The 16,768-nt window shown below is 65.9% G+C and carries 14 protein-coding genes, 1 tRNA gene and 1 pseudogene; 11 read left to right on the top strand and 5 right to left on the bottom strand.

Going from position 1 to position 16,768, the window contains the following annotated elements; genetic code table 11:
- The 5 genes and pseudogenes from QQK63_RS15010 to QQK63_RS14990 form a co-directional block, all read left to right on the top strand.
- Window positions 1-295: pseudogene (locus QQK63_RS15010) on the top strand (SPOR domain-containing protein); the annotation flags it as partial.
- A 7-nt stretch (window positions 296-302) separates the two neighbouring features.
- On the top strand, window positions 303-1,316 hold the full coding sequence (locus tag QQK63_RS15005) for a glycoside hydrolase family 3 N-terminal domain-containing protein (protein WP_277828664.1): 1,014 nt from the start codon (window positions 303-305) through the stop codon (window positions 1,314-1,316).
- Complete coding sequence (locus tag QQK63_RS15000) at window positions 1,309-2,112, top strand: segregation and condensation protein A (protein ID WP_277828662.1); 804 nt, start codon at window positions 1,309-1,311, stop codon at window positions 2,110-2,112. The genes QQK63_RS15005 and QQK63_RS15000 overlap by 8 nt, the downstream gene beginning before the upstream one ends.
- On the top strand, window positions 2,109-2,783 hold the full coding sequence (scpB, locus tag QQK63_RS14995) for an SMC-Scp complex subunit ScpB (RefSeq protein ID WP_277828660.1): 675 nt from the start codon (window positions 2,109-2,111) through the stop codon (window positions 2,781-2,783). The genes QQK63_RS15000 and scpB overlap by 4 nt, the downstream gene beginning before the upstream one ends.
- 100 nt (window positions 2,784-2,883) lie before the next feature.
- Entirely contained in the window at window positions 2,884-3,075 is a 192-nt protein-coding gene (locus tag QQK63_RS14990) for a hypothetical protein (RefSeq protein WP_277828658.1), read from the top strand.
- Window positions 3,076-3,166: 91 nt separating this feature from the next.
- On the opposite strand, the gene glnA is transcribed toward QQK63_RS14990, so the two are convergent.
- Window positions 3,167-4,573, bottom strand: a complete 1,407-nt coding sequence (glnA, locus tag QQK63_RS14985; protein ID WP_277828656.1) for a type I glutamate--ammonia ligase — start codon at window positions 4,571-4,573, stop codon at window positions 3,167-3,169.
- Window positions 4,574-4,654: 81 nt separating this feature from the next.
- Window positions 4,655-4,993 (bottom strand): P-II family nitrogen regulator, encoded by a 339-nt coding sequence (locus QQK63_RS14980; RefSeq protein WP_277828654.1) that lies wholly within the window; start codon window positions 4,991-4,993, stop codon window positions 4,655-4,657.
- Between the two features lie 144 nt (window positions 4,994-5,137).
- Here QQK63_RS14980 and QQK63_RS14975 point away from each other — a divergent pair, with 144 nt between their 5' ends.
- Window positions 5,138-6,796, top strand: coding sequence for an NAD(P)H-hydrate dehydratase (locus QQK63_RS14975; protein WP_277828652.1), 1,659 nt, complete (start codon window positions 5,138-5,140; stop codon window positions 6,794-6,796).
- Here QQK63_RS14975 and QQK63_RS14970 read toward each other — a convergent pair.
- Window positions 6,742-7,233 carry a Hint domain-containing protein gene (locus QQK63_RS14970; RefSeq protein WP_277828650.1) on the bottom strand — a complete coding sequence of 164 codons (492 nt, stop codon included), beginning with the start codon at window positions 7,231-7,233 and terminating at the stop codon, window positions 6,742-6,744. The two genes, QQK63_RS14975 and QQK63_RS14970, sit on opposite strands and share 55 nt — an antisense overlap.
- 232 nt (window positions 7,234-7,465) lie before the next feature.
- Here QQK63_RS14970 and QQK63_RS14965 point away from each other — a divergent pair.
- Window positions 7,466-7,550: transfer RNA gene (locus QQK63_RS14965), tRNA-Leu, on the top strand.
- A 50-nt stretch (window positions 7,551-7,600) separates the two neighbouring features.
- Here the strand turns inward: QQK63_RS14965 and QQK63_RS14960 are convergent.
- Window positions 7,601-7,993 (bottom strand): DoxX family protein, encoded by a 393-nt coding sequence (locus tag QQK63_RS14960; RefSeq protein WP_277828648.1) that lies wholly within the window; start codon window positions 7,991-7,993, stop codon window positions 7,601-7,603.
- A 334-nt stretch (window positions 7,994-8,327) separates the two neighbouring features.
- On the opposite strand from QQK63_RS14960, the gene QQK63_RS14955 reads away from it, so the two are divergent.
- Window positions 8,328-9,215, top strand: a complete 888-nt coding sequence (locus tag QQK63_RS14955; protein ID WP_277828646.1) for a homocysteine S-methyltransferase family protein — start codon at window positions 8,328-8,330, stop codon at window positions 9,213-9,215.
- Between the two features lie 76 nt (window positions 9,216-9,291).
- Here QQK63_RS14955 and QQK63_RS14950 read toward each other — a convergent pair whose 3' ends face one another.
- On the bottom strand, window positions 9,292-13,374 hold the full coding sequence (locus QQK63_RS14950; RefSeq protein WP_277828644.1) for a calcium-binding protein: 4,083 nt from the start codon (window positions 13,372-13,374) through the stop codon (window positions 9,292-9,294).
- A 350-nt stretch (window positions 13,375-13,724) separates the two neighbouring features.
- On the opposite strand from QQK63_RS14950, the gene QQK63_RS14945 reads away from it, so the two are divergent.
- From QQK63_RS14945 to QQK63_RS14935, 3 genes are all read left to right on the top strand, one after another.
- A complete protein-coding gene (locus QQK63_RS14945) occupies window positions 13,725-14,609 on the top strand; it encodes a LysR family transcriptional regulator (RefSeq protein WP_277828642.1) in 885 nt (294 codons plus the stop codon).
- A 137-nt stretch (window positions 14,610-14,746) separates the two neighbouring features.
- Window positions 14,747-15,220, top strand: a complete 474-nt coding sequence (locus QQK63_RS14940; protein ID WP_277828640.1) for a formate dehydrogenase subunit gamma — start codon at window positions 14,747-14,749, stop codon at window positions 15,218-15,220.
- Window positions 15,217-16,713, top strand: a complete 1,497-nt coding sequence (locus tag QQK63_RS14935; RefSeq protein ID WP_277828638.1) for an NADH-ubiquinone oxidoreductase-F iron-sulfur binding region domain-containing protein — start codon at window positions 15,217-15,219, stop codon at window positions 16,711-16,713. Before QQK63_RS14940 ends, QQK63_RS14935 begins: the two co-directional genes overlap by 4 nt.
- Window positions 16,714-16,768 lie beyond the last annotated feature (55 nt).

Here is a 16,768-nt window from a genome sequence, read left to right as displayed (position 1 = left end):
TTCGCTGCTTGAGCGCGATTTTTCTTCCTGCGCTACCGCTTCGCTGCTTGAGCGCGTGTTGGCCTTCACCTCCGCTCCGTTGGGCATCTTGAAGCCCGCGTTGCGCGACAGCTTCGCCGCCCGCTTCCCCGATTACTTCGCCGGCCGCGCCCGCGTGATCGAAGAGGCCTCCTCCGGCGGCTCCGCCTTCTTCCGCCTGCGCGCGCATGGCTTCGACGATCTTGCCGCCTCGCGCCGCTTCTGCGCCGTGCTGATGGCCCAGAACGCGCCCTGCATCCCCGTCACGGTCCGGTAGCGCGACGATGGCCGGGCCCACCGCCACCATCCTCGGCTGCGAGGGCCCCCGCCTCTCCCCCGACGAGGCGCGCTTTTTCTCCGAGGCGCAGCCTTGGGGCTTCATCCTCTTCGCCCGCAACATCGAGGATCCGACGCAGCTTCTGGCGCTCACCTCTGACTTGCGCGCGGCCGTGGGGCGCGACGCGCCGATCCTGATCGACCAGGAAGGCGGGCGGGTGCAACGGATGCGCCCGCCGCATTGGCGGCAATGGCGCCCCGCGCTCGACCAGATGGCACAGGCAGGGCCGCTCCGCGCCGCCCGCGCGATGCGCCTGCGCGCCCGCCTCATCGCGCATGAATTGCGCAGCGTGGGCATCGACGTAAACTGTATGCCACTGGCCGACGTGGCCCGCGACACGACCCACCCGATCCTCAGGAACCGCCTTTACGGCACGGAACCCGACACCGTGATCGGCGCAGGTCGCGCGGTGGCCGAGGGGCTGATCGCGGGCGGTGTCCTGCCCGTCCTCAAACACCTGCCCGGCTACGGTCTGGGCGAGGTCGACAGCCACCTGACGCTCCCCCGCGTCTCCGCACCGCTCGAGGAACTCCGCCGTGTCGATTTCGCGGCCTTCCGCCCGCTTGCCGACCTTCCCTTGGGCATGACCGCCCATATCGTCTACGAGGCTTTGGGCGACGATCTGCCCGCCACGCTCTCGCCCGACATGATCCGCCTCATCCGCGAGGATCTGGGCTTTCAGGGCGCGCTCATGACCGATGACCTCTCCATGGGGGCGCTGCCCGGCCCCATCGGGGAACGCGCGGCGCGCGCGCGGGCGGCAGGCTGCGACCTGATCCTGCATTGCAACGGCGAGCGCCCCGAGATGGAGGCCGTCGTCGCCCAATCCGGCACGCTTTCGGGCTTGCCGCTGCAGCGCGCGCAGGCCGCGCTTGCCGCGCGCCACACGCCCGAGCCGCTTGACATCGAGGCCGCCGAGGCCGACCTTGCCGACCTTCTGGACGGAGAGGTCTATGGCTGATCGGCCCACCGCCGCCAATGACGAAAGCCCCGAATGGGATGCCGTCGCGTCGCGCCGCGCGGCCGAGGCGCTGATCGTCGATGTCGACGGGTTCGAAGGGCCGCTCGACCTGCTCCTGACGCTCTCGCGCACCCAAAAGGTCGATCTGCGCCGCGTCTCGATCCTGCAACTGACCGAGCAATATCTCGCCTTCATCGAACAGGCGCGCGAGCTTCGCATTGAACTGGCCGCCGATTACCTCGTGATGGCGGCCTGGCTCGCCTTTCTCAAATCCCGCCTCCTCCTGCCGCCCGACCCGACCGAGGATGGACCCTCGGGCGAGGAAATGGCCGCCTATCTCGCCTTCCAGCTCGAACGCCTGGCCGCCATGCGCGATTGCGCAGCCAAGCTGATGGCGCGTGACCGCCTGTTTCAGGATCGCTTTCCCCGTGGCGCCTCCGAACAGATGACCACCGCGAAGCGCATCACCTACACCGCCGGTCTCCTCGACCTGATGCAGGCCTATGCCCGCATCCGCACCCGCGACGATTTCCGCCCCTTCGTGCTCGACCGCGACAGCGTCCTGACCATGGAAGAGGCGCTTGACCGGATGCGCGGCCTGATAGGCTACGCGGGCGACTGGACCGACCTGATGAGCTATCTGCCAGATGGCTGGCAGACCGATCCCAAGCGCCGCCGCTCCGCCACGGCCGCCAATTTCGCCGCAGCACTCGAACTGGCCAAGGCGGGCCGCGTCCAGATCCGCCAGACCGAAACCTTCGCCCCCATCGAACTCCGCCGCAGGGACGATCCATGAGCGATGCACCCGACAGCAGGGGCGACAGCCTCTTCCGCGCGCCGCCCTTGGCCGAACAGGAACGCATGGTCGAGGCGATGCTGTTTGCCAGCACCGAACCCCTGACCATCGCCGAGATGGAAGCGCGGATGCCGCATGGCTCCGACCCCGCCGAAGCCGTGCACCTCCTGCGCCGCCGCTACGAGGGGCGCGGCGTGCAGGTCACCCGCGTCGGCGACGCTTGGGCCATCCGCACGGCGGCCGATCTGGGCTTCCTCATGGCGCGCGAGACGGTCGAGACCCGCAAACTCAGCCGCGCCGCCATCGAGACGCTGGCGATCATCGCCTATCACCAGCCCGTCACCCGCGCCGAGATCGAGGAGATCCGCGGCGTGACCGTGTCGCGCGGCACGGTCGACCAGTTGATCGAGCTTGAATGGGTCCGCTTCGGCCGCCGCCGGATGACGCCGGGCCGACCTGTCACTTATGTCGTGACGCAAGCCTTCCTCGACCATTTCGGGCTTGAATCCGCCCGTGACCTGCCGGGCCTCAAGGAATTGCGCGAGGCGGGCCTCCTCGAAAGCCGCCCGCCCGACGGGGCAGAGGCCGACGGGCCGCGCGACGACGCGACGGGCGACATGTTCGACGATGACGCGGACGCCCAATTGCCCGAAAACGACGAGGATTATTGATCCCGTCCGGATTTTTGCCGCAATCGCGGTGTAATCCCGCCCGCATGGCATGACATGGGCCGCCCGCGACAAGACGGGCGCCGGCAAAGGGGTGAAAGACATGGACCGAATGATCACGATGATCGTGCGCCGCGCGATCAACCAGATCCTGAACCGGGGCATCGACGCGGGCGTGCGGCGCATGACGCGCGGGCGTCCCGATGCGACGCCCGAACAACAAGCACAGCTTCGGCAGGGCGGTGACCGCGCCAGACAGGCCTTCCGCCTCCTGCGCCGCTTCGGGCGGTTCTGAAGAGGGTTGCGCGCCCCGGCACGATCAGACCCGCCTCAAACGGAAAACGGGCGCCTCGCTGCGCCCGTTTCCTGTTTGATCCAGCCTGCGATCAGCAGCTGTAGTACATCTTGTACTCGATCGGGTGCGGGGTGTGCTCGAAGGCATACACCTCGTCCCACTTGAGCGCCATGTAGGCTTCGATCTGGTCCTTGGTGAACACGTCGCCCTTGATGAGGTAGTCGTGATCGGCTTCCAGGCTTTCCAGCGCCTCGCGCAAGGATGCGCAGACGGTGGGGATGCCTGCCAGCTCCTCGGGGGGCAGATCGTACAGGTCCTTGTCCGACGGATCGCCGGGGTGGATCTTGTTCTGGATGCCGTCCAGACCCGCCATCAGCAGGGCCGCGAAGGCGAGGTAGGGGTTCGCCGACGGATCGGGGAAACGAGCCTCGACGCGCTTGGCCTTGGGGCTTTCGGTCCACGGAATACGCACGCAGCCCGACCGGTTGCGGGCCGAATAGGCGCGCAGAACGGGCGCTTCGAAGCCGGGGATCAGACGCTTGTAGCTGTTGGTCGACGGGTTGGTGAAGGCGTTCAGCGACTTGGCATGCTTCAGGATGCCGCCGATGAAATACAGCGCCTCGTCCGACAGGTCGGCATACTTGTCACCCGCAAAGAGCGGCTTGCCGTCCTTCCAGATCGACATGTTGACGTGCATGCCGGTGCCGTTGTCGCCCGCCATGGGCTTGGGCATGAAGGTCACCGACTTGCCGTAGGCATGGGCGACGTTGTGGATGACGTACTTGTACTTCTGCAGCTCGTCGGCCTGCTTGGTCAGCGTGCTGAAGATCAGGCCCAGTTCGTGCTGGTTCGACGCGACCTCGTGATGGTGCTTGTCGACCTTCATGCCCATCCGCTTCATCGTGGACAGCATTTCGGACCGCAGGTCCTGACCGGGGTCGATCGGGTTGACCGGGAAATAGCCGCCCTTGATGCCGGGACGGTGGCCGGTGTTGCCCATTTCGTACTCGGTGTCGGTGTTCCATGCGCCGTCAACCGCGTCGACTTCGAAGGACACCTTGTTCATCGTCACGGCATAGCGCACGTCGTCGAAGACGAAGAATTCGGCTTCCGGGCCGCAATAGAACGCGTCACCGATGCCGGTCGACTTCAGATAGGCCTCGGCCAGCAGCGCGGTGCCGCGCGGGTCGCGGTTGTACGCTTCGCCGGTGTCGGGCTCGACCACGTTGCAATGCACGCAGATGGTCTTTTCGGCGTAGAAGGGATCGACATAGGCGCTCGACGTGTCGAGCATCAGCTTCATGTCGGAGGCTTCGATGCCCTTCCAGCCTGCGATCGACGAGCCGTCGAACATGAAGCCTTCGTCGATGAAATCCTCGTCGACCAGATCGGCGATGACCGTCACGTGCTGCAGCTTGCCGCGCGGATCGGTGAAGCGGATATCGACGTATTCCGCCCCTTCATCCTTCATGAGTTTCAGGAATGCTTCTTTGCTCATCGTGACCTTCCCTTGACGTAGTGGTCCTGTGTCTGGCCCTTGCCGGCATGGCGCGGGCCGATGATATGGGGGCGTGCGCGGTTACAGCGCGTCGTCGCCCGATTCCCCGGTGCGGATACGGATCGCCTGGCTGATATCCGAGACGAAGATCTTGCCGTCCCCGATCTTGTCGGTCTTGGCCGCGTCGATGATCGCCTCGATGGCGGCATCGAGCATGTCATCGGACAAGACCACCTCGATCTTCACCTTCGGCAGGAAATCCACGACATATTCCGCCCCGCGATACAGCTCGGTGTGGCCTTTCTGCCGGCCGAAGCCCTTGACCTCGGTAACGCTGAGACCTTGGATCCCGATGTCCTGAAGGGCTTCCTTCACCTCGTCGAGCTTGAAGGGCTTGATGATCGCTTCGATCTTTTTCATCGGTCTCTCCGCCTCCTCGTCAGTACGCGCGGACCCCTGACAGCACTTTCACGGGAGAGCGTCCATGCGCTAGCGTCGGGGGATCGCGGGCTGGCCATGGGAATCCGGGGCTGGTGTTTACATAATGGGCGGAAAGCACATAAAATGGGCAAACTTGAAACAACGCGCCCCGACCTGCTTCTGACCGCCGCCGAGATGCGCGCGGCCGAGCAGGCAGCCTTCGCAACCGGCCGCGCCACCGGGCTCGACCTGATGGAACGCGCCGGTCGCGGCACCGTCGATGCCCTCTTCGCCACCTGGCCCGATCTGGCCGCCACCACCGGCCATGCCCTCGTTCTGTGCGGCCCGGGCAACAACGGCGGCGACGGTTTCGTCATCGCCCGCGTGCTGAAAGGCTGGGGCTGGTCGGTCGATGTGGCCCTCTTGGGCGATCCGGCGCGCCTGCCGCCCGATGCGGCCACCAACCATGCGCGCTGGTCCGCCATGGGGCCGTTCGGCGCCCTGCCGCATCACCTGCCACAGCCCTTGCCCGGCGTGCCTTGCGTGGTGATCGACGCGCTCTTCGGCACGGGCCTGACCCGCGGCCTCGGCGCGGATCTTGCGCAGGCGCTCCTGTCCCGGCTCGAGGGTCCGGTATTCCGCGATGTCCGCCGCGTGGCGGTCGACATCCCCTCGGGCCTCTGCGCGGATTCAGGCCGCGTGCTGGCCAATGACGCGGGCACAGAACCCTGCCTGCGCGCCGATCTCACCGTCACCTTCCATGCCGCCAAGCGCGGGCATGTGCTGTCCTCCGGTCCCGACCTCTGCGGCAGGCTCGTGGTCTGCGATATCGGCATAGCTGACGGGGCAGGGGAGGGGGCAGAGGACGCGCCGCCCGGCCCGGCCCGCCTCATTGGCGCGCCGCGGGCGGCCGATATCCTCAAGCCCTCCGGCCACAAATACGACCATGGCCATGCGCTGGTCTTTTCCGGCGGGTTCGGGCGCAGCGGGGCCGCGCGTCTGGCCGCGCGCGCCGCATTGCGCATCGGCGCGGGCCTCGTCACCGTCGCCGCCCCGCCCGAGGCCATGGCCGAATGCGCTTCCCAACTGACCGCGATCATGCTGCGCGAGATCCCCGACGCCGCAGCCTGCACCAGCCTGCTGGCCGACCAGCGCCTCAGCGCGCTCTGCCTCGGCCCCGGCCTCGGGCTCGATGCCGCCCGCGCCCTCGTTCCCTTGGCCCTCGCCGCGCGCCGTCCGCTCGTCCTCGACGCCGATGCCCTGAGCGCCTTTGCCGAGGACCCGGCGGCGCTGTTCACCGCGCTCCACCCCGGCGTGATCCTCACCCCGCATGATGGCGAATTCGCCCGCCTCTTTCCCGACCTCGCCCGCCGCCTTGCCGATGCCCCCACCGTGGGCCCGGCCTATGGCCGCATTGATGCGGCCCGCGACGCGGCGGCACGCGCGGGCTGCACGCTGCTGCTCAAGGGGCGCGATACGATCATCGCCGATGCCTCGGGCACCTGCCGCGTCCATGCCGCGACCGGGCACCGCGCAGCACCTTGGCTGGCGACGGCAGGGGCGGGCGATGTTCTGGCGGGATTCATCACCGGGCTTTTGGCCCGTGGCCTCGCTCCGATGGCGGCGGCTCAGGCGGCGGCCTGGCTCCATGTCGAGGCCGCGCGCCATGTCGGCCCCGGCCTCATCGCCGAAGACCTGTCAGAGGCTCTTCCACATGTCCTGCGCAGGCTTGCGGGCGGGGCTCCCGGTCAGGCCGGGATGGTCAGCACATCGGCCGAGGCCAATTCCAACCCGTCGGCATAAAAGACCTCCGGCCGGCCAAAGCGCAGCGCGAAACCGGTGACATCCTCCGCCAATTCCGTCAGCCGGATGAATTCACCATCGGCCAGCTGACCGGCGGGAATGCAGACCTGTGCCTGTCCATAAAGCGCCTTGGCGCGCCAGTCACGGATCACCAACCGCTGCGTCGCAGGCAGCCAAAGATCGCGTTCCGGGCGTCCGCCCAGGGCGTTCTTGGTGACCTGCACGATGGGCGTTCCCGCCATCAGCGTGACCCGGTCAATCGCCACAAGCGCCCGCGCGCCATGCCGCGTCACCAGCCGGTCGCCGGGGTAGAGATGCTCGATCGGCAGCGCACCGTCGAGCGTCAGAACCGGGGTGCCGGGCGCGATCGCCATGGGCGCGCCCGCACCCATGTCATCCACCCGCAGCCCCGCTGCGAGAGAGATCAAGTCTGTCATGTCGAAACCTGCTCGGTCATGGACGCTTTTTGCGCCCTTGTTTTATGATCTCAGCCTAGCCCGCGACGGCCCGCGCGACACATGAAAATTTCGCAATGCTCTTGAACGGCATCGGAACTGTTGCGCGAAAGCCAAAGACGGCAAGCGCCTTCCGGCCCACCTGCCGCGCGACAGAACCGGGTGATTTTCACGCTAGAGCTGTCGCACCACCTCTGCTAGACCGCCTCCCGTTGCGGGTGTGGCGGAACTGGTAGACGCACCAGATTTAGGTTCTGGCGCCGCAAGGCGTGGGGGTTCGAGTCCCTTCACCCGCACCATCTTGGCTCCATCGGGGTCCTGTCCGGGCTGTCAGGTCAGCCGCGCCGCGTCACGCACGACGCGGATCCGGGGCAGGGCGCGCCGCGAGGATCAAAAGCCCACCGGCCACGGCCCAGTTCTTGACCATGATCGTCACCTGCCAGGGGTCGGCGCGCAACTGCCAGTGGACCGCGCTCGTCGCCATGCAATAGAGCGCCAGAACCAGCGCCGCGCGGCATGTCAGGCCCGGAAGAAACAGCGCCACAGCCCCCAGCGCGTTGAAGCCCGCAAGCGGCCAGATCAGCGCCCCCGGCAGGCCAAGCCCGTCCAGCATCGCCATGACCGGCGCGGGGTCCAGCGTCTTTTGAACCGCCCCCCCGATGAACAGAAGCGCCAAAAGACCCCGGCCCGCCAGATCCAGCGCCGCCCGCGCACCGCCCGCGACAAATCCCGTCCTCAACATGTCCCGTTCCCCAGGCCTTTCTGATGATGCCCACAGCTACAGCCACGGCCTCGGCGCGGTCGAAGTTTCGGGGCCGCCGGTTTCCTGCCGCCTGTAACGCGCGACCGGGATCGGGGGCCGGTCGCCTCCCGCCCGCCGCCCCGGGGCCTGTCCGACACCCCGCACGCCCCGTCGCAGGGTCCCCGCTCGGGGTCATCACGCCCCGAAAAAGATGGCTCGACATATTGACTGACACGCGATGTCGTCCGATCACACGCCCTGCACCGCGCCGCGTAGGGGGGCGATCGCCCCCCATCCGCACGACATCCACCCTTGCCTTGCCGGGAGTATCGCGATGACCATCACCCTTCTGGACGGCGGTATCGGGCAGGAGCTTGTGGCGCGCGCGGGCGACAAGCCCACGCCGCTCTGGTCGACGCGCGCCATGATGGATCACCCGGGCCTCCTGCAGGGCATCCACGCCGATTACTTCGCCGCCGGGGCCGATATCGCGACCACCAACACCTATGCGATCCACCATGACCGGCTCGCGCCCGACGGTCTCGACCATCTCTTCGCGCCCCTCCACGCTGCCGCCATGGCCGAGGCCGAGGCCGCCCGCGCCACCCATGGCCGCGGCCTGATCGCGGGCTCCATCGGCCCGCTCGGCGCCACCTACCGCCCCGATCTGCACCCCGATCCCGCCACCGCCATCCCGCTCTATGCCGAGATGGTGACCATGGTATCGGGCGGGGCCGACCTGATCCTGTTCGAAAGCGTGGCCTCCCTCGGCCATGCCGAGGCCGCGCTCGCCGCCGCCGAGGGGCAGGGCAGGCCGGTCTGGCTCTCCGTCACCCTCGATGACGAGGATGGCACGATCCTGCGCTCGGGCGAAAAGGTGGCCGACCTGCTGCCGCTCCTGCCGGGGCGCGCACAGGCCATCCTCGCCAATTGCTCCGCCCCCGAGGCGATGCCCGCGGCGCTGGCGATCTTCGGCCACAGCGGCCTGCCCTTCGGCGCCTATGCCAATGGTTTCACCCAGATCACCAAGGAATTTCTCGCCGCCCGCCCCACGACCGATACCCTCTCCGCCCGCCGCGACATGGGGCCTGCCGCCTATGCCGATCACGCGATGCGCTGGATCGATCTGGGCGCGACGATCATCGGCGGCTGCTGCGAGACCGGCCCCGCCCATATCGCCGAAATCGCCGCCCGCCTGCGCGGCAAGGGCCTGCGCGCCTGACCGCAACCCTCCCCCGAACGCGAAAGGGCGGCCCGACAGGCCGCCCCCTTCATGTCATGCTCGCTTCGGACAAGCGTCAGAAGAGGAAATCGGCATTGTCCAGATCGGCGATATCCACCCCCGCCAACAGGATCGAATTCCCCGATCCCGTGTCGATCAGGACACCCGCCGACACGGTCGTGACCCGTCCATCGGAGAAAAGCACGTCGTAACCGGAAAAGGCGGCAAGATCGCTGATACCCGACAGGTCGATCTGTTCCAGCCCGTCGGTCGCATCGAAATCGGAGATCGTGTCCCGGCCATGGCCATTGGCGAAGATGAAGACATCCGATCCCGCCTCACCGAACAAACGGTCACTGCCCGCGCCACCGATCAGCGTGTCATTCCCATCGCCGCCATAAAGCCGGTCGTGCCGATCCCCGCCATCGAGGACGTCATCATCCGCCCCGCCGAACAACTGGTCATTGCCCGCCCCGCCATCGAGGCTGTCTTGACCCGCCCCGCCATCGAGCGTGTCGAAACCATTGCCGCCTAGAAGCGTGTCGTCGCCGTCGTCACCGAACAGCCTGTCGTTCTGGCTGCCACCGTCAAGGTTGTCGTCGCCATCCCCGCCGGAGAGTTCATCATCCTCCGTGCCGCCAAAGAGCCGGTCGTTTCCTTCGTCACCCTCGATGGTGTCGTTCCCGGCGCTGCCGGAAAGACGGTCATCATCGGCCCCGCCCGACAGGCTGTCATGGCCGTCGTCGCCGATCAGGATATCGCCACCCGCGCCACCGAGCAGCGTGTCGTTTCCGTCCCCGCCCAAGAGCCGGTCATGCCGATCCCCGCCATCGAGGCTGTCGTTACCCGCCCCGCCAGCGAGCAGGTCATTGCCCGCTCCGCCGTCGAGGCTGTCGTGACCCGCCCCGCCATCGAGCCTGTCGAAACCGTCGCCACCGATCAGTGTGTCATTGCCCTCGTCGCCGTACAGGGTGTCATTCTGGCTGCCCCCGTCGAGGCTGTCATCACCGGCCCCGCCATAGAGCAGGTCTTCGCCCGTGCCGCCGTCGAGGCTGTCATGATCCGCTTCGCCTTCGAGAATGTCGTCACCCGCCCCGCCGATCAGCGTGTCATTTCCGTGACTGCCCAAGAGGTGGTCATCATCCGCCCCGCCATCGAGGCTGTCGTCACCCGCCCCGCCATCCAGCAGATCGAAGCCGCTGTCACCGTCAAGGCTGTCATCGCCATCCCCACCGAAGAGTTCGTCAACCTCCGTGCCGCCAAAGAGCCGGTCGTTCCCCTCGTCACCCTCGATGGTGTCGTTCCCGGTGCTGCCCGATAGGCGGTCATCATCGGCCCCGCCCGACAGGCTGTCATCGCCAGCCTCGCCGTCCATGATATCGCCACCCGCGCCACCGAGCAGCGTGTCGTTTCCGTCCCCCCCCAAGAGCCGGTCATGCCGATCCCCACCATCGAGGCTGTCGTCACCCGCCCCGCCATCGAGGAGGTCATTGCCCGCCCCGCCGTCGAGGCTGTCGTGACCCGCCCCGCCACCGAGCGTGTCGAAACCATCGCCACCGATCAGCGTGTCATTGCCATCGTCGCCGTAAAGGGTGTCATTTTGGCTGCCCCCGTCGAGGCTGTCATCACCGGCCCCGCCATAGAGCAGGTCTTCGCCCGTGCCGCCGTCGAGGTTGTCGTGATCTTCCTCGCCTTCGAGGATGTCATCACCCCCCCCCCCGATCAGCGTGTCATTCCCGACACCCCCCAAGAGGTCGTCATCCTCCTCCCCGCCATCGAGGCTGTCATCGCCTGTCCCGCCGTCGATCCAGTCGGCCTGCGCCCCGCCGTCGAGACTGTCGTTGCCTTCACCGCCTTCAAGCAGGTCCATTCCATCGCCGCCAACAAGCGTGTCATGGCCCTCGTCGCCGTAAAGGCTGTCATCGCCGCTGCCGCCGGTCAGGCTGTCGTCGCCAAGTCCACCGGTCAGGCTGTCATCGCCCGCCCCGCCGACGATTTCATCCGCCCCGTCACCGCCTTCGATCGTGTCATCCCCGCCCAGCCCGTCGATCGTGTCATCGCCCTCCGTGCCGCTCAGCGTGTCATCGCCCTCGGTCGCGGTGACGGGTTCCGGTGCGGTGGGCAGGGCGATCAACTCACCCCTCTGCCACAGGAATTCCACATTGGTCAGAATATCCGTTTCACCTGTGTCGGAGTTCGTGACGGTCGTGACACCGTCCGCCGTGGTATGGGTCACGTTTGGCGAAGCACTGTAGATGAAGACCGTATCGATCCCGTCACCCCCGGTGATGGTGTCGTTTCCAAGCCCGCCCACGATGCTGTCATTCCCCGCGCCGCCGTCGATGCTGTCGTCGCCGTCGCGTCCGTGAATGTGGTTGTCTTCGTCACTGCCGATGATCGTGTCCGCGAAATTCGATCCGTCGACACCCTCGATGCTGATCAAGGTATCGGTATTGCCCCAGCTGTCGGTCGCCCGTCCGGTCGACAGATCGACGGATACGCCGCTTTCGGACAGGAAATCGTAGACGACGAAATCGATCCCGCCGCGGCCATCGATGCTGTCGGCCCCGTCGCCGCCCGCGAAGTAATTGCTGAACCCATCCCCCAGAAGCGTGTCGGCGCGATCCGATCCGGCCATGCCATCGATGTCGATCAGCGTATCGGTGCCGCCCCAGCCATCCGTCGCGGTGCCGGCTTGCAAATCGACGACGACACCCAAGGTTCCGGTGTCATCCTGATAGGAAACGGCATTGCCATCTTCCCCATTCGGCGTCCGGTCCGTGATCGTGCCACCGTCAAGCAGGTCATTGCCCTGTCCCCCGGACAGGATGTCGAAGCCTTCCCCGCCGCGCAGCGTGTCATCGCCCGCGCCGCCGAGAAGGCTGTCCTCACCCGCGCCGCCGGTCAGGGAATCGTTGCCGTCCCGACCGTCGATCAGGTCATCGCCAAGCCCGCCATCAATGAAGTTGCTTCCATCCGTGCCAAGCAGCGTATCGTCGAAATCCGAACCATAGAGATCTTCGATACTGACCAGCGTGTCGACGCCTTCGCCCCTCGCCGTTCCCGCCGCAAGGTCGACCGCGACGGCCTCGTCCGAAAAGAAATAGGAAACGCTGTCCTCGCCCGCGCCGCCATCGATCGAATCGTTGCCGCCCAGACCCCAGAAAATGTCGGAAGAGCTGGATCCGATCAGCGTGTCGTCAAAGTCGTTGGTGCCAAAGGCGCCGTCGATGTTGACCAGCGTATCCGTCCCACCGGTCCCGTCCGAAGCCGTCCCCAGCGCCAGGTTGACCAGAACCGCGCCCGGCGCGTTGAAATAATCGGCCAGCGATGTGCCACCGGCCCCGACAAGACTGTCGTTGCCCGCGCCGCCATTGAGCCAGGTAAAGCCGGTGGTGTTGCCGATGATCGTGTCGTCGAAGGCGCTGCCGAAAACATCCTCGAACCCCGACACCGTGTCATTGCCCGCGGCCCCGGTCACCGTACCATTCGAAAGATCGACCAGTACGGGGCCGGTTGCGTCGCGGTAATCGATGCGGTCGAAGCCCGCGCCGCCCACCAGGCTGTCATCGCCCGCGCCGCCGTCGATCGTGTCGTTGCCCGCACCGCCATCGAGCGTGTCGCTTCCTGTCCCGCCTTCAAAGGCCTCGTTTTCCGCCGTCCCGATCCACAGGTCATCATCGGTTGTCGCGATCAGCGTCTGCGGCCGGATGGCACCGAAGTCGATGGGCGCTCCCGGCGCGAACGGGCCGGAGGTGATCTGGGCGAAACTGCCGATGCTGGCATCCAGCGCGGCAAGCTCCGCCGCAGTCGTCGGCAAGGTGAAACCCGGATCGCTGCTTTGCAGGATGAACAGGTTCTCGGTCTCGGCGGATCTGTCCGTGACCAACAGAACCGTCAGAACGGTGCCGTCCGTGAGGGTCACATGGGCGAAGTAGACCTCGTCCAGCTCATCCTCGCCAAAAGGTCGGATGTAGAGGGGCGGATTCTCGGGGCCGAAGATCGCTTGGGGGACAAAATCATCCTCCGGTGTGGGGGCTGCATAAGTGTAGATCTGGTCGCCACCTGCGGGCAGCGTGATCGTCAGATCGGTCGTTCCAAGAAAGTCGGGAATCTCAGCCGTCGAAAAGGAAATACCACGCAGTACGAATGTCGGCATCGTCTATGCTCCACACTGGAAAAATCGTTACCTAGCAAAAGATGGCAAACCAAAGATAACCATCGTTGCCACTTTCGATACAATGCGCGGTACGACCGGTCCAACGATTTTTTGGCCCTGCAAGGGGGTCTCCGGCCTGCGGTTGGGCGGGTCGCGCGCCAATCCCTTGCCGGATCCTTGACGATGCGCCGTAGCGGCAGGGATTTGGCAAGAAACGGGCCGGAAAGTTAACGCTTTCGCAAGGTTCCGGGCAAAATCTTCACCCATTCGAAAGACTTTTTCATCGCTGAGCTCCGGTCAGATTGATAGAGAATGTGGATCACATTTCAGCCATGTGATAGGTAGATAAAATGATCAACAAGCTCGAAATGTTCATCGCCGTCGCCAAGGAGGGGCATTTCGGACGCGCTGCCGAAAGCCTCGGGATCACGCAGCCCACGCTCTCGACCGGCATCAAGCAGTTGGAGGAGATGCTGGGCGTCCAGCTGATCTTTCGCGGCTCGCGCTATGGCGGCTTGACGCCGGAAGGTGCGCGGGCGCTGGTCTGGGCGCGGCGCTTGGTGGGGGACAGCCGCGCTTTCCGCGAGGAAATGCGCGTCAGCCGCCACGGTCTTTCGGGCCATTTGCGTCTTGCGGTCATTCCGACCGCGCTGACCTGGGCCGCGCGGCTGTCGGCGCGGTTTTCCGACCGGCACCCAAGGGTGCGCTTCACCATCCTCTCGCGCACCTCGTCCGAGATCCTGAAAATGCTCGAGAATCTCGAGATCGACGCCGGCCTGTCCTATCTCGACAATGAGCCACTGGGCCGCGTGACGACCCAGCCGCTTTATACCGAGCGCTACATGCTGGTCTGCCATGCCGAAAGCGCATTGGCGCTTCAGGCCGAGGTGACATGGGCAGATATCGCAGGTGAAAGGCTTTGCCTGCTGACCCCCGACATGCAGAACCGCCGCATCATCAACCAGTGTTTCATGGAGGCCGATGTGACCCCCGACGCGCTGGTCGAGGCCAATTCCACCGTCGTGTTGGCCGCCCATGTCGAAGAAGGGGGCTGGGTCACCGTTCTGCCCTCCGACATGGCGCGGTTTCTCGCCTCGGGCAAACGCCTTGCGATCCTGCCGATCGCCGGGGGCCATCTGGAACATGCCGTAGGCCTCGTGGCGCCGTATCGCGAACCCCATACCCCGGTTCTGGACGCCCTTCTGACCGAAGCCGCCCGCCTCGCCGCGGCCTGAACCCGCCCCCAAGTCGCTTTCAGCGCCCCAAGCGTCGCGCGCGCTTCATTGAAAAACCCTATCAAGCAACGGAACATCAATATTGATCATCGATTGATTTTTCCCTGAAAATGGCATCCGAACCTCCGGAGCCAGCCATGACGACCAAAGCCGCGCCGCGCGCCGCCGATCTCGAAGGGATCTCGGCGATCATCGCCGATCACAGCGATCTCGAGGGGCCGCTTCTGCCGATCCTGCACGCGGTGCAGGCAAGCTTCGGCCATGTGCCGGCCTTCGCCCATGCGCCCATTGCCGAGGCGCTGAACATCACCCGCGCGGAACTGCATGGCGTGGTCAGTTTCTACCATGATTTCAGAGACAAACCTGCCGGCGTTCATGTTGTCAGGATCTGCCGTGCGGAGGCCTGTCAGGCGATGGGCGGGGCGGCGATGTCCGAAGCTGTCCTTGCCCAACTCGGCCTCGACTGGCACGGAACGACCCGCGACGGGCGCATCACTGTCGAACCGGTGTATTGCCTGGGTCTTTGCGCCTGCGCACCCGCCGCGATGGTCGATGGCAAGGCCAAGGGACGCGCCACCGCCGATGCGATCTTGTTGGAGGTGGGGGCATGAAGATCTACGTGCCCCGCGACGCCGCCGCCCGCGCCCTTGGGGCCGATGCCGTGGCCGAGGCTTTTTCGGCCATGGGTCATAATGTGATCCGGAACGGGTCACGCGGCATGGTCTGGCTGGAACCGCTGGTCGAGATCGCGGAGAATGGCCGCCGCCGTGCCTATGGAAATGTGACGCCGGGCGATGTGGCGGGCATCTTGTCGGGTGCGGTGCAAAGCCTTGGCTCGGTTGAAGATATCCCGTTTTTCGCCAATCAGACGCGGCTCACGTTCGCGCGGTGTGGCGTGATCGACCCGTTGTCCCTGAGCGATTACGAAGCGCATGGTGGTCTTGTCGGTTTGCGCCGCGCACTGGACCTTGGCGCCGATGGCATCGTGGCCGAGGTCAAGGAAAGCGGGCTTCGCGGGCGGGGCGGTGCGGGCTTTCCGACTGGCTTGAAATGGGAGACCGTGGCCCGCGCCACGGCGGACCGGAAATACATCGTCTGCAATGCCGACGAGGGCGACAGCGGCACCTTCGCCGATCGGATGATCATGGAGGGGGACCCGTTTTCCGTGATCGAAGGGATGGTGATCGCGGGTCTGGGTGTCGGGGCAAGCAAGGGTCTGATCTATATCCGCTCGGAATATCCCGATGCGATCGAGGCCATGAACGCCGCGGTCAAGATAGCAAGAAAAAACAATATACTGGGCCGTGTTCTTGATGCATCGCATGAATTCGATATCGAGATCCGCGTCGGCGCTGGCGCCTATGTCTGCGGTGAGGAAACCGCGCTTTTGAATTCGCTCGAGGGTAAGCGCGGGGTGGTTCGCGCCAAGCCGCCCTTGCCCGCGCTCGAGGGGTTCATGGGGCGCCCCACGGTGGTCAACAACGTGATCTCGCTCGCCACGATCCCGGTCATCTTCGAAAAAGGTGCGGCCCATTATGCGGGCTTTGGCCTCGGGCGATCCAAGGGGACGATGCCGATCCAGATCGGGGGCAATGTCGCGCGCGGCGGCCTGTTCGAAACCGCCTTCGGCATGCCCTTGGGCAGCTTGATCCACGATATCGCAGGCGGCACCGCAACGGGGCGGCCGGTGAAGGCGGTGCAGGTCGGCGGGCCGCTCGGGGCGTATTTTGCACCCGAGAAGTTCGACACGCCCTTTGCCTACGAGGAATTCGACGGGCAGGGCGGATTGATCGGCCATGCTGGCATCGTGGTCTTCGACGACAGCGCCGACATGCGCGCGATGGCTCGTTTCGCGATGGAATTCTGCGCGGTCGAGAGTTGCGGGAAATGCACGCCTTGCCGGATCGGGGCGGTACGGGGCGTGGAAACCATCGACCGGATCGCGGCGGGCGATGCGAGCGCCGTGCCGCTTTTGGTCGATCTGTGCGAGACAATGAAGCATGGCTCGCTTTGCGCGCTGGGCGGCTTCACCCCCTATCCGGTGATGAGCGCGCTGGAGCAATTCCCCGAGGAATTCGCAGCGCGACGGGAGGCGGCGGAGTGAGGGTGTTTCGCCGCCTTCGGCGTCGACCCATGCGAGGGGGCGCTGCCCCCTCGCG

The organism is Roseicyclus marinus (assembly GCF_030163795.1).
In the GTDB taxonomy this organism is placed as follows: Bacteria; Pseudomonadota; Alphaproteobacteria; order Rhodobacterales; family Rhodobacteraceae; genus Roseicyclus; species Roseicyclus marinus.
This window is presented reverse-complemented; position numbering and strand designations above follow the sequence as displayed.